The sequence below is a fragment of the Bradyrhizobium sp. WBOS08 genome, assembly GCF_024585125.1.
In the GTDB taxonomy this organism is placed as follows: domain Bacteria; phylum Pseudomonadota; class Alphaproteobacteria; order Rhizobiales; family Xanthobacteraceae; genus Bradyrhizobium; species Bradyrhizobium japonicum_B.
The window spans coordinates 2,169,033-2,181,423 of sequence record NZ_CP028988.1; the positions used below are offsets into that span (position 1 = coordinate 2,169,033).

11 protein-coding genes and 1 pseudogene are annotated in these 12,391 nt (G+C 63.7%); 3 read left to right on the forward strand and 9 right to left on the reverse strand.

The annotated features are described in order from the left end of the window. Positions 1-981: 981 nt before the first annotated feature. The 7 genes from DCM80_RS10480 to DCM80_RS10510 all read right to left on the reverse strand — a co-directional run bounded on the left by DCM80_RS10480 (position 982) and on the right by DCM80_RS10510 (position 8,685). Positions 982-1,677 (reverse strand): ABC transporter ATP-binding protein, encoded by a 696-nt coding sequence (locus DCM80_RS10480; protein ID WP_257178719.1) that lies wholly within the window; start codon positions 1,675-1,677, stop codon positions 982-984. Beyond that, positions 1,670-2,401 carry an ABC transporter ATP-binding protein gene (locus tag DCM80_RS10485; RefSeq protein ID WP_257196890.1) on the reverse strand — a complete coding sequence of 244 codons (732 nt, stop codon included), beginning with the start codon at positions 2,399-2,401 and terminating at the stop codon, positions 1,670-1,672. Before DCM80_RS10485 ends, DCM80_RS10480 begins: the two co-directional genes overlap by 8 nt. Continuing rightward, on the reverse strand, positions 2,391-3,506 hold the full coding sequence (locus tag DCM80_RS10490; RefSeq protein ID WP_257196891.1) for a branched-chain amino acid ABC transporter permease: 1,116 nt from the start codon (positions 3,504-3,506) through the stop codon (positions 2,391-2,393). Before DCM80_RS10490 ends, DCM80_RS10485 begins: the two co-directional genes overlap by 11 nt. Before the next feature lie 198 nt (positions 3,507-3,704). Next, a complete protein-coding gene (locus DCM80_RS10495; protein ID WP_257196892.1) occupies positions 3,705-4,922 on the reverse strand; it encodes a substrate-binding protein in 1,218 nt (405 codons plus the stop codon). A 4-nt stretch (positions 4,923-4,926) separates the two neighbouring features. Then, positions 4,927-5,784 carry a branched-chain amino acid ABC transporter permease gene (locus DCM80_RS10500; RefSeq protein WP_135171376.1) on the reverse strand — a complete coding sequence of 286 codons (858 nt, stop codon included), beginning with the start codon at positions 5,782-5,784 and terminating at the stop codon, positions 4,927-4,929. A 36-nt stretch (positions 5,785-5,820) separates the two neighbouring features. Continuing rightward, the gene (locus DCM80_RS10505) at positions 5,821-7,335 is read right to left on the reverse strand and encodes an amidase (RefSeq protein ID WP_257196893.1); all 1,515 of its coding nucleotides are present in this window, start codon (positions 7,333-7,335) and stop codon (positions 5,821-5,823) included. Positions 7,336-7,500: 165 nt separating this feature from the next. Next, positions 7,501-8,685 carry a substrate-binding domain-containing protein gene (locus tag DCM80_RS10510; RefSeq protein WP_257196894.1) on the reverse strand — a complete coding sequence of 395 codons (1,185 nt, stop codon included), beginning with the start codon at positions 8,683-8,685 and terminating at the stop codon, positions 7,501-7,503. A 179-nt stretch (positions 8,686-8,864) separates the two neighbouring features. On the opposite strand from DCM80_RS10510, the gene DCM80_RS10515 reads away from it, so the two are divergent. After that, positions 8,865-9,308 carry a MarR family winged helix-turn-helix transcriptional regulator gene (locus DCM80_RS10515; RefSeq protein ID WP_257178725.1) on the forward strand — a complete coding sequence of 148 codons (444 nt, stop codon included), beginning with the start codon at positions 8,865-8,867 and terminating at the stop codon, positions 9,306-9,308. Between the two features lie 46 nt (positions 9,309-9,354). Here DCM80_RS10515 and DCM80_RS31290 read toward each other — a convergent pair whose 3' ends face one another. Then, a complete protein-coding gene (locus DCM80_RS31290) occupies positions 9,355-9,729 on the reverse strand; it encodes a DUF6006 family protein (RefSeq protein ID WP_373569399.1) in 375 nt (124 codons plus the stop codon). A gap of 324 nt (positions 9,730-10,053) precedes the next feature. Between DCM80_RS31290 and DCM80_RS10520 the strand changes: the two are divergent. Next, a pseudogene (locus DCM80_RS10520) lies at positions 10,054-10,182 on the forward strand (MarR family transcriptional regulator); the annotation flags it as partial. A 165-nt stretch (positions 10,183-10,347) separates the two neighbouring features. Continuing rightward, positions 10,348-10,758: a response regulator gene (locus DCM80_RS10525; protein WP_257196896.1), complete on the forward strand. Its 411-nt coding sequence runs from the start codon at positions 10,348-10,350 to the stop codon at positions 10,756-10,758. Here the strand turns inward: DCM80_RS10525 and DCM80_RS10530 are convergent. Then, a complete protein-coding gene (locus DCM80_RS10530) occupies positions 10,709-12,196 on the reverse strand; it encodes a sensor histidine kinase (RefSeq protein ID WP_257196897.1) in 1,488 nt (495 codons plus the stop codon). The genes DCM80_RS10525 and DCM80_RS10530 overlap by 50 nt on opposite strands. Positions 12,197-12,391: the final 195 nt, after the last annotated feature.

Genomic DNA, 12,391 nt, shown 5'->3' on the forward strand with positions numbered 1-12,391 from the left:
TGCGAGAAGAGCAGCAGCGCTCAGAATTGCACCAATTCGAGTTGGCGAAGCCATTTCAACCCCACGGAACTGGTATCCGGTTGTTCAAGCATAAGCTGAATAATGGCTAATGGAAGGTATTTCGAAGCTGTAGCGGTAAGAGCCCGCTGGTCATCCAATCCTATCGGGGTTCATTTTCGACGGATTCGGCGGGCAATTGAGAACAATGACTGCCGATCTAGGCTCCGCAGTTCGACGTCGCCAACATAATTCGCTTTACCCGAAGCCCGACACACCCTATACTCCCTTGCCATCTCATCCTGCCGGAAGGGGCGGGTCGCGATCGTCACGGTTCGTGGGGTGAGTTGCGGTGGACGCGGGCGGTCTGGCGCCAAGTGCGGTCGCAGGGCGGGTTTCCCCCGTGAGCGATCAGCGGGCGCGTGTACGACAGGCCGGTCGCGTACGGCAAAATCGTGTGGTCCTGACGCCCGCTGGCTGGCGTCAAGTCCTGCAGTGACGTGGCGGTCCAACCGGACGCGCGCATCAGCGATCTGCAGGGCGACGGGGGCAAAAGTGCATCGCTCCCCGGGGAGAGCGCGACATAAGCCGTAAACCCACTGCGCAGGGAAGGCCGGTTATCGGGCTGCACCTGTGTCTCCCCCTGTGAGCGTCTATCCACGCATCATTGCACAGGGGCTCTCGGGTGCCAGCCGGTACCCGGCCTTCCCTGCGCCCTTCCGATTTTCTGGGCGCGAGACTGAAGCAAGACCCGGGCGAATGCGCCGCGGGATCGCGATGTCGCGTCGGCTGTTTGACAGTTAAAGCAAGGACGTGATGCCGCCGCAGCCTCCGCTGTCATTCCCCGCGCAGGCGGGGAATCCAGTATTCCAGAGACAGCAGTGATTAAACCGTGAGGCCGCGGCGTACTGGATGCCCCGCCTGCGCGGGGCATGACAATTGAGGTCGGAGTGTGAGTACCCGCACTTTACCCCGCGCGACGTCCTACGGCGCCAGATACCGCATCAGCTCCGGATTGCCCCGCACCTGCCCCGCCTCGCCTTGCAGCGCGACGCGGCCGCGGTCGAGCACGTAGGCGTAGTCGGCGACGCGGAGCGCCAAATCGAGATGCTGCTCGACGATGATGACGGCGATCTCCTTCGCGAGCTCGATCAGGCGCTCGGTGATCTCCTCGATCACGCCGATCCAGACGCCTTCGGTCGGCTCGTCCAGCAGCAGCAGCTTGGGATCACCGAGCATGGCGCGGCCGATCGCGAGCATCTTGCGCTCGCCGCCGGAGAGCGTGCCGGCGGGCTGGTCGAGGCGCTGGCCGAGCTTCGGGAAGATCGTCAGCACGCGATCGACTGCCGAAGCATCCTTCTTCGCCAGCGAGCCGACCGCGAGATTGTCGCGCACCGACAGGCGGGCGAACACCGAATGCTCCTGCGGCACGTAGCCGATGCCGGCGCGCACCCGTTCCTGGGTTGCGCGGCGGCTGATGTCGCGGCCGTCGAAGGCGACCTCGCCCTTCCAGGCCGGCAGCTCGCCGACGATGGTCTTCATCAGCGTGGTCTTGCCGGCGCCGTTGCGCCCGAGCACGGCGACGCCGCCGCGCCAGGGAATGCCGAGCGTGACGTCGAACAGGACCTGGCTGCGGCCATAGCCGGCGTCGAGATGCTTGATGTCCAAAAATTCAGGCACGGCGCAGATAGATCTCCTGGACGGCTTTGTTGGCCTGGATCTCGGACACGGTGCCCGAGGCCAGCACCCTGCCCTGGTCGAGCACGGTGAGACGATCGCAGATGTCGCGGATGAAATCGAGGTCGTGCTCGACGATGACGAGGGAGCAATGCTGCTTGATCGGCTGCAGCAGCTCGCCGGTGACGCGACGCTCCTCCAGGCTCATGCCGCCGGTGGGCTCGTCGAGCAAAAGAAGTTTAGGCTTGCCGGCGAGCGCCATCGCGATCTCCAGCCATTGCTGCTGGCCGTGCGACAGCGCGGCCGCGGCCTCGAAGGCGCGGTCGGCGAGGCGAAACTGCGTCAGCATGGTCATGACCTGGTCGTGCAGCGCGCCCCTGGTGCGCGAGAACACCAGGTCGAACAGCGAGGACTGCGCCTGCAACGCGAGCAGGATGTTGTCGTACAGCGTCAGCGACGGCAGCACGGATGTGATCTGGAATTTCAGGCTCATGCCGGCGCGTGCGCGCTCGGTCGGCGTGAACGCGGTGATGTCGGTGTTGACGAAGGAGACCTTGCCTTGCGTCGGCACCTCGGCGCCGGCGATGCACTTCATCAGCGTGCTCTTGCCGGAGCCGTTGGGTCCGATCAGGCCGTGGAACTCGTTCTCGCCGACGGTCAGCGCCGCGTCGTCGAGCGCGGTGAGCTTGCCGAAAACCTTCTTGATGCCGGCGGCTTCAAGGAGCATCGCGCGTCTCCTTGACGTTTTCCTTGGGTCTCGCGCCGAAGCTGCCGACCCGTTCGCGCTCGCCAAGGAGGAAGCTGATCAGGCCGAGCGGGCGGAACAGGATCACGAGCAGCAGCAGCAGTCCCAGAATGATCGGCCAGATGTCGCGGTAATTGTCCGAGAGCCAGAAGCTGACGCCCTCGACGATCACGGCACCGATCACGGCGCCGATCAGCGTGCCGGAGCCGCCGAACAGCACGTAGAGCACCACTTGCGTCGAGACCACGACGCCGACCATGTTGGGCCAGACGAAACCTTCGTGGAAGGCATAGAGGCTGCCGGCGAGGCCCGCCACGGCGCCGCCGATGGTGAAGATGATCGCCTTCAGGTGCTGCACCTTGTAGCCGAAGAAGGCGATGCGCTGCTCGTTCTCGCGCAGGCCCGCGAGCGCGAGGCCGAATTGCGAACGCACCAGGAAGCGGCAGAGCAGGTAGACGGCGACGAGAATGCCGAGCACCAGATAATAGAACGCCGGCCCTTCGGTGAAATCGTAAGCACCCAGCGACATCGGCGCGATCGAGGGGATGCCGTTCTGGCCGCCGAGATAATACCAGCCGCGCGCGAGGCGATCTGCGGCGTAGGAGCCGGTCAGCGTGCCGAGCGAGACGAAGATCACGCTGGAGGGATGCCGACCCAGCAGCAGGAAGCCGCCGAGCAGCAGCGCGAAGGCAAGTCCGATCAGCGTGCCCGCCGGCAGCACCAGGAAGATGTTGGTGACGTTGAGGTCGCGCGCGAGCAGTGCGACGCCATACCCGGCCGAGCCGAAGAACAGCGCCTGGCCGAAGCTCATGATGCCGGCATAGCCCCAGACCAGGTCGAACGACAGCGCGAACAGCGCCAGGATGATCACGCGCGTCGCGAACACGGTGAGATAGTCCTGCAGCACCAGCGGCGCGAGCAGCGCCGCGACCAGCACGACGGCCTCGACGATCGGCAGGATCTTCCGTCCCGCCCTGACGCGATCCCTGGCCTGCCCCGCCGCTGCGCCCTCAGCCATCGCACCGTCCGCTTCGTCACCCATGTCGGTGGCGATGGCTTCTCTTACCACACTCATCGGCTTCAGCATTCCACGTTAAGCATTGAGAGGTCAGTCCGCGTTGGTTCACCTCTCCCCAGCGGGGAGAGGTCAGATTGTGCCTGGCGATGCGAAGCATCGTCCGGAGCAATCCGGGTGAGGGACCGCGGCATCGAGCGAGACCTGATCCCCTCACCCGGATCGCATCTTGCGATGCGATCCGACCTCTCCCTCCGGGAGAGGTGAAGATCAGCACTCCTTGGGATCGACGAGGCCGGCGCTGCGGGCGACGATCTCGTAATTCCCGCCCTTGGCGACCGCGGTGTACATCTTCATCTTGCAGTGCCGTTTGCCGGGGACCATCTCGGCAGGCCCGCCCGGACCTTCGGCAATCTTGGCATGGTCGAGCGCGGCGGCGACCGACTCGCGGTCGATCTTGCCGGCTTCCTTCACCGCGGCTTCCCACAGCTTGAGGCCGCGATAGGTGCCGGTCGCGGCACTGCCGGCCGCGAACAGGAAGTTGCCGGGGAAATCCTTCTCGTACGCCGCCTGGATTTTTGCGTCGAACGGGTTCTCCTTGGTCAGCACCTTGAAATAGTCGAGACAGCTGGCAAGGCCTTCGATCTCGGCCGCCTGATTGATGTTGAGCGTGTTCTCGTCATAGTAGACGCAGGCGAGGCGCCCACCGTTCTTGAGGAAGCCGGCTTCATAAAGCTGCTTGAAGAACGGGCCGACGCCGGGCGGGATGACGGTATTGAAGACGACGTCGACCTTGTTGGAAATGATGCGATTGACCGTCGCGGAGAAATCGACCTGGTCGAGCGGGTAATATTCCTCGAACACGACCTCGCCGCCGTTCGCCTCGATCACCTTGCGGGCGTAGACGTTGAGCGTGTGCGGCCAGACGTAATTGGCGCTCGGCAGCGCGAACTTCTTGCCGCCGTTCTTGATCAGCCAGGGGATGAACTCGTCGCATTGCTGCGCCGGCGTCGGCCCAGTGCAGAACAGGTAGGGCGTGCACTCCTTGCCCTCGTAGAGCTGCGGATAGATGTAGAGCGTCTTGCCGCGCGCCACGATCGGATCCTTGATCGCGTTGCGCATCGAGGAGGTGATGCCGCCCAGCACCATGTCGACCTTGTCGCGCTGGATCAGCTTGCGCACATTGCCGACGGCGACGGACTCGTTGGAGGCGGTGTCCTCGATATAGAGCTCGAGCGGACGGCCGAGCAGGCCGCCGGCGGTGTTGATCTCCTTGATCACCATCTTGGCGACGTTGGCGTCGGCATTGCCGGCATAGGCGATCGGACCGGTGAGGTCGGTGGCGATGCCGACCTTGATCGGGGCCTCGGCCGCGTTGGCCCAGGGCGCCGGGATCACCCAGCTTCCGACCCCGGTCGCGACCGCACCGGACGCAAAGGCGAAATTGGAGAGGAAGCGGCGGCGTGAGAGCTGAGTGCGATCGAACATGCGATTAAACCCCTTTTCCAGCGATGAGGCCCTGCGGGCGGAATTTGATGAAGACAATGGCGAGCACGAAGACGAGCACGTCGGCGACGACGGGCGCCATGATCCACGGCAGCGCGGCGCTGAGCGTGCCGATGACGCCGGCACCCGCGACCGGCCCGATGAAGGAGCCGACGCCGCCGACCATGACCGCGACAAAACCCTGGATCAGGAAGCGCAGGCCGAGATCGGCATAGAGGCTGAACACCGGGACGATCAGCGCACCGGCGAGCCCCGCAAGTGCGGAGCCGAATGCGAAGGTGGCGCCGTACATCAGCGGCGTGGAGATGCCCGAGGCCCGCGCCAGCGAGGGATTTTCCAGCGTCGCGCGCATGCGCAGGCCGAAGCTGGTGCGCGACAGCAGCAGGTAGCAGCCCGCCATCACCAGCAGCGTGATGACGATGATGGTGAAGCGCCAGGCCGAGATGTGCATGGCGCCGATGTCGATCGAACCGCCGATCGGCTCGGGCACGGTGAGGTAGAAGCCGCCGATCAGCCCGCGCACGGATTCGCGGATGATCAGGCCGAGCGCATAGGTGCCGAGCATGGCGACGATCGGCGCGGCATAGAAGCGGCGGATGATCAGCGCCTCCAGCGCGAAGCCGAGCGCGCCGACCACGAAGGGCGCCGCGACCATGCCGGCCCAGATCGGCATGCCCTTGGCGTAGGCGAGATAAGTGATGTAGGCGCCGAGCAGGACGAACTCGCCCTGCGCGAAATTGAAGATGCCCATCATGCTGGCGATGATCCCGAGCCCCAGCACGATCAGGACGATGATCGCGCCGAAGCTCAGGATCTCGAACGCTGCGACGAACGCGTTAGCCATGCGTGGCGTTTCCAGCGGTCTGCATCGATGCTCCGCTCACATCTTCTTCCAGTCGCCGATCTGCTCGAAGGCGTGGGCGGCGCGATAGATGGTGGATTCCTCGAACATGCGGCCGACCAGCATCAGGCCGATCGGCAGGCCGTCGACCATGCCGCAGGGCAGCGACATCGCGGGATGATGGGTGATGTCGAACGGCGCGGTGTTGGAGATCATCTCCAGCGCGCGGGCGACGTATTCCTCGCGGCTGGCGTTGGGCTCCGGCAGCTTGGTCGCCTTCATCGGCGTCGTGGGCATCAAGAGCAGATCGTAGTCCTTGAAGGCCTTGTCGTAGGCGGCGGTCAGCCGGCGCGAGATGTTGAGCGCCTTGCCGTAGAAGCGCGGACCGAAATTGTTGTTGATGTAGGTGCCGAGCATCATGAACAGCTTCGTGGTCTCCGACAGCGAATCCGCCTGCCGGCGCCAGCCGCGATGGAAATCCATCAACGAGGTCGAATAGAGATCGCCGCGGGACAGGCCGTAGCCGTCGCCGAACATCATGGTCTGGGTCAGGCCTTCGGTCCCGATCGGGGTCCAGATCGCGCCGCCCAACAGATGCATCGGGATCGAGACCGTCTCGACGGTGGCGCCGAGGTCCTTGAAGCGCTTGGCGGCCTCGCGCACGCTTTCATTGACGGCGGCTTCTGCGACCGGCTGCTCAAAGCCTTCCTTGACGATGCCGATCTTCATGCCCTTGACGCCCTGGCCGAGCGCCTTGGTGTATTCCTCGACCTTGGGCGCCTTGATGCGCGGATCGTATCCGTCGTCGCCGGCGAGCACTTCGAGCAGCAGCGCATTGTCGGCTACGGTCGCCGTCATCGGGCCGGTATGGTCGACATAGATCTCGATCGGCATGATGCCGGTGTAAGGGACGAGGCCCCAGGTCGGCTTCATGCCGTAGGTGCCGCAGAACGAGGACGGCATGCGGATCGAGCCGCCCTGATCGCCGCCGATCGCCATGTCGACCTCGCCGAGCGCGACCACGACGCCCGAGCCCGACGACGAGCCGCCGGCGGAGTAGCCCATCTTGTGCGGATTGTGCACCGCTCCGTAGGAGTTGGTGTGGCTGCCGCCGGACAGGCAGAAGTGCTCGCAATGCACCTTGCCCTTGATTTCCGCGCCGGCATCGAGCATGCGCGTGACGATGGTGGCGTCGAAATCGGGCACGAAGCCTTCCAGCGTCGAGGAGCCGTTGGTCATGGGCACGCCGGCCAGCATGATGTTGTCCTTCAGCGCGACGGTCTTGCCCTTGAGCTTGCCGCTGGCGGCGCCTTTCACGGTCGACTTGCGGTACCAGGCATTGCGCGGATTCTCTTCGGCCGAGGGGCGATAGCCCGGCGTGCGCGGATATTTCACCTCCGGCAACTCGTCCGGCATCGTGGCAACGAGATTGTAGGCTTCGATCGACCCCTGCATCAGGCCGCGAAACGAGGCGACGTCGTCATCGGTGAGCGAAAGGCCGCACTGCTCGGCGACACTGCGGAGCTGGGCTGGCGTGGGAAGGGCAACTGTCACGGCGCTCTCCTTGAGGCTTCTTGATCCCTGGCACTGGACGGAAGCCGCTCGCTCGCGCCTTGCAGGTCGCGGGCCAACCGGCTTCACTCCGTTACTAGAGACGGAAATATTTTCCTTTTCAAGTATTATTTCGCGACATCGCTGCGGCGCGTCGGCAGGGGCCGCTCAGAGCGTCTTGAGGATCCTGAAGTCGAGGCCGTCGGCCTCGGCGAGATACATCGGCATCTCGGCGCGGCCGTCGCGCAGTGTCACCGGACCGCGGCCGGCCGTATAGACGGTGTTGCGCGCGGCCTTGAGCAGCGGACGAAAGGCCAGCGAGCCTGCGCGATGGGCCACCGATTCCAGGAAGCGCAACCCCTCATAGTTCGACTGGCCGACGGAGCCGACCGGCGGCGCGTTGGCCCCGAACATGGCCTGGTAACCGCTGAGGAACTCGTCGTTGGCGTGCGAGGCCATGCAGTTGAAATAGCCGGACGCACAGAACAGATTCTCGGTGTTGTCGGCGCCGATGCCGAGCAGCACGGTCTCGTCCATCGCGCCCGCGAGCCGCAGCGTCGACGTCGCGAGGCCCGCCTCCGCGAAGGCGCGATTGAAGGTGATGCTGTCGGTGCCGATCAGCGAGATCAGCACCACGTCGGGCCTTGCCGCACGGATGCGCGCCAGATGCGGCTCGTGATTGTCCTCGCCGACCGGCACGAACTCCTCGCCGACCATCTGGCCGCCCGCCTCCTTGATGTAGCGCTTCACCGCGCGATGCGACTGCCAGGGCCAGACGTAGTCGCTGCCGATCAGGTACCAGCGTGCCGCCTTCTTGACGTCGGCGAGCCAGTGGATGGAGGGCCGGCTCTGCCAGCGCGGCGTCTCCCCGATCGCCATCACCCCCGGCGTGCGCTCGCCGCCTTCGTAGACCGGGGTGTAGATGTATGGGATGCGGTTGCCGGTGACCTGGCGCAGCGCGACGCGAACGGCACTGATGTGCGAGCCCATGATCAGGTCGACCTCGTCGAAGGCGATCGCCTGCTCGGCGCGGCGCACCACCTCCTCGATCGGACCGCCGGAATCGTAGATCGACAGCTCGAGCTCGCGGCCCAGAATGCCGCCGCGCTTGTTGATCTCGGCGACCGCCAGCATCGCGCTGTTGGTGGAGGTCGGACCCCAGATCCCGGGCGAGCCGGTGAAGGTGAGGAAATTGCCAATGCGCAGCTTGTTGCGCGCGCCGCGGCGCCTCATGACGTGGGCGTCATATGGCGACAGGTCGAAATCCGCCGCCGAGGACGACAAATTCCTGAACAGCAAGAACGGCGGCAACGCCGAGCCGCCGTGAGCCGGGAAGTTCACCGTCGCGCGCACGCCAACTCCTGTCTGAGACCAGACCTGAAAGCACATTCTTCGAGCGGTCGCGGCATCCGCCCCTTTGTTGGGCAATGATCCTATTTTGAAAATATTGAATATTCAAGAATTGAAGTGCATATAGATGCAGCATCGATTGCAAGACATTCACTCATTTGGGTCAAGGCGAAGTCTCAGCCGTGGCAAAACCGCCGAAACAGAATTCCCCGATCACCGAACACCTCGCTTATTTGCTCGCGCAAGCCAACCGGGAAATCAACCGGCAACTCGAACTGCGGTTGAGCAAGGAGGGGGTTCCCGTCGAGCAATGGCGCATCTTGAAGGTGCTGTCGGACGGCAACGGCCATTCGATGGGCGAGCTCGCAGAGGCCGTGCTGCTCAACCATCCGACGCTGACCAAGATGATCGACCGCATGGTCTCGGACACGCTGGTCTATCGCGTCCAGGATCCGAACGACCGCCGCAAAGTGCTGATGTTCATCTCCGACCGCGGCAAGGTGCTGTGCAAGAAGCTCAACTCGCTCGCGGTGGACCAGGAGGAGCACATCCTGGAGAGCTACGGCGACAAGTCGACCAGCGAGCTCAAGCGGCTGCTCGAGAGCCTGATCGACAGCTCCAATTAGGCTCGCCCTCGAGGCCAGGCTGAGATGAGCAGGCGCCGCATTTGCATCATCGCCAGCACGAGAGGCGATAGCGCTGGCCGTTCCATGTCGTCCAGCCAGCGGCCCTGTTGCTGACCGGTTTGGCTAGATACCATTTATTGCCATCGGCATGGTTGAAATACAGGCCGCCCTTCGTTCCGCTGCGTGGATTTGTCAACTTCACCCATCGCGAGCCATTGTCTGAGAAGCTACCTGCCCAGCGTGCTCCCGAACTGCTGGTGCAAGTGTCGCCGTCACAGCTTGTCTGAGTGTCGTCCACGGCGGCCCACCTCATCCGGGCCGGCCGGCCATCGATGTTGCAAGACCATGTTCCGCCCCACCATCCGGCGACCTGGCTCGCAGGGGCCGAACCGCAGGCGTAAAGCTGAATGCAAGAAAACAAAAGGCAGTTGGCAGCGCACGTTTAGACATTGTCCGGGCTCCATTTTGTCGGGCCGCGTGATGCGTCTCAATCAGAACACGGATCGAGCTTTGCTGCGGTGATCCAGTTCACAAAGAGCAACGGCAAAAAATTGGGTGGTTTGCCCGGCAGGTTCTCCGAGACACGATCCCGCGCTTTGCCCGAACGCCCGTCAGCTGCGCGCGATGCTGGGCTTCACGCCTTGCTCAGCTGCGCATTTGACGATGGCCGTGCCGAGCGTTCACGTCACACCGAAGTGCCTTGTCGTTCGAATGTCGCTTCGGCATTCCTCGGCAGCTTGTCAGCGAGGCGCTGTGCAAGAAGCTCACCTCGCTCGCGGTAGACCAAGAGGGGCACATCCTGGAGAGCTACGGCGACAAGTCGACCAGCGGGCTCAAGCGGCTGCGGGAGAGTTTGATCGACAGCTCGAATTGAATCTTTGGTGAGAGCAGCGCGTGTGTTGCGGAACTTGACAGCGCCGAGACTCGGGAACAAAAGGCGGAACTTGACGTTGTTCTCGGCTCATACGGCCGTGGAGAGCGCGTCCGCCGAGCGCTCCTGATTGTTCAACCCAGCACGACGTAGCAGATGCCCCCTTCCGTGTTGATTGTCGAAGACGAGATTTTCGTCGCCAGCGACATCGCTCGCATTCTGGAAGACGCAGGCTATCGCGTCGCCGGGATAGCGACGGATCGCAAGGAGGCCTTGGAGGCGGGTCCGAAGGCGCAAATTGCGCTGGTAGACGTCAACCTGAGGGACGGCTCGACCGGACCGCAGATCGCGCTGGACCTTGCGCGGAACTACGGCACCAAGATCGTGTACGTCACGGCAAATCCTGCGCAGATCATGCCGAGGGCGGGCACTGCAATCGGCTTCATCCGCAAGCCCTTTAGTGATGAGGCGATCCTGACGGCGGTCCAGCACGCAGCGGGCGTGCCGGAAGCGCTGCACTCTCCGGACGTCACGTTCTTTGCGGCTGCGGGCGGCTCATCGACGTCTTTGGAATCATAGCCACGGCCCGGAGCCCTTCCGGTCTCCAATCGTAGGCGATTTTCCCACCGAGCTGACTGGACATACTCAAGGCGATCAGCCTGGAGCCAAAGCCTTCGGCCGCCGGCGCCGACCTGATTTGCGGACCGCCAATTTCCGTCCACGCAACGACGACATCATCATCGGTCTCGCTGACGTCGACGGAGACGCGCCCGGCTAGCGTCGAGAATGCGCCGTACTTGGCGGCGTTGGTTGCAAGTTCGTGGAAGGACAGAGCGAGCGGAGTGGCGGAGCGATCGTCGATAGTGACATCATCGCCCGTGATGAGCACCCGCTTGGTCTCCGACTGATAGGCCGACAAGAGTTGCTCCAGAAGACCCTTGAGCGTTGCCTGGGTCGAAGTCGGCCGCGAGCGGGCGCTGTGCGGACGCACGAAATCGTGCGCCTTCGCAAGCGACATGATGCGCGACCGCAATTCGTCCGCAAGTCCCTTGAGCTCCGGATGCGTACGGGTCGACAGGCCGATCAACCCATTGATCACCGAGAAGATGTTCTTGATGCGATGGCTCAGCTCCTGGCTGATCATCTCGCGTTGATCCATCAGGAGTTTCTGCTCGTGGATGTCGGTACAGGTTCCGAACCAACGGGTGATGTTGCCGTCGGCATCCCGCATCGGCAAGGCGCGTCCGAGGGTCCAGCGATAATTGCCCTCGGCATCCCTCAAACGGTATTCGATTTCGTAGGGCTCGCCGGTCCGCAACGCATGCCGCCACCGCTCCCAGGCTCTGTCTTGGTCCTCGGGATGAAACATGCCGTTCCAGCCCTCACCGTCGGTCGAGCCCTCCGGGACGCCCGTAAATTCATACCATCGAGCATTGTAGTAATCGTGATCCCCGTTCGGCAGCGTCGACCACACCATCTGGGGCATGGTGTCGGCCAGTACACGAAACTTCCGCTCAGTTTCAGAAAGCGCCTGCTTCGCAACCGCCTCGCTGGCCTGCTGCCTCTTCGTGGTCTTGCGATGACCCATCGCACCCACAACCTGGCCGGCCATGACACGCAGGCCCTGCTCCTGCAACGGGGTCAGACCAAGCCTTGGCGCGCGATCGATGACGCAGAGTGAGCCGAGCGGAAAGCCGTCATCCGTCAGCAGCGGCGCACCGGCGTAAAAGCGGATGAAAGGATCGCCCCTGACCAAGGGATTGTCCGCGAACCTCGGGTCCACGGCAGCATCGGGCACGACCATCAGATCCGATCCCAGCATGGCGTGCGCGCAGAAAGAAGATTCCCGCGACGTCTCGGATACGTGAAGGCCGTGCTTGGCCACGAAGCGCTGCATCGTGTCCCCGACCACACTGATCAGGCAGATCGGCGCCTCGCACAGCGCCGCAGTGAAGCGGGTCAACTCACCGAAGCTCGCTTCATCGGCAAGACCTTCGAGGTCGAGCGCCTCGATCATCTCGTTTCTGGATGGCGGAAAATCGTCTAAGGAACTCATGAACGGCCTTAACCCCGGCTCCAGCGCAGCCATCGTCGAGCAATACAGCTCGTCATGTGGCCGCCTCCCCACGTTAAGCCGTCCCGACTTGCATTCCGATCGTCACACGGTCAGGCACCGGCGGACATCATTGTCCCGCCTTGAGGGCGAGCGCAC

Coding starts and splice junctions, on each gene's coding strand:
- DCM80_RS10485 (WP_257196890.1), bottom strand. CDS start 2,401: ATGCTCCTTGAAGCCGCCGGCATCAAGAAGGTTTTCGGCAAGCTCACC.
- DCM80_RS10490 (WP_257196891.1), bottom strand. CDS start 3,506: ATGCTGAAGCCGATGAGTGTGGTAAGAGAAGCCATCGCCACCGACATG.
- DCM80_RS10495 (WP_257196892.1), bottom strand. CDS start 4,922: ATGTTCGATCGCACTCAGCTCTCACGCCGCCGCTTCCTCTCCAATTTC.
- DCM80_RS10500 (WP_135171376.1), bottom strand. CDS start 5,784: ATGGCTAACGCGTTCGTCGCAGCGTTCGAGATCCTGAGCTTCGGCGCG.
- DCM80_RS10530 (WP_257196897.1), bottom strand. CDS start 12,196: ATGATCGAGGCGCTCGACCTCGAAGGTCTTGCCGATGAAGCGAGCTTC.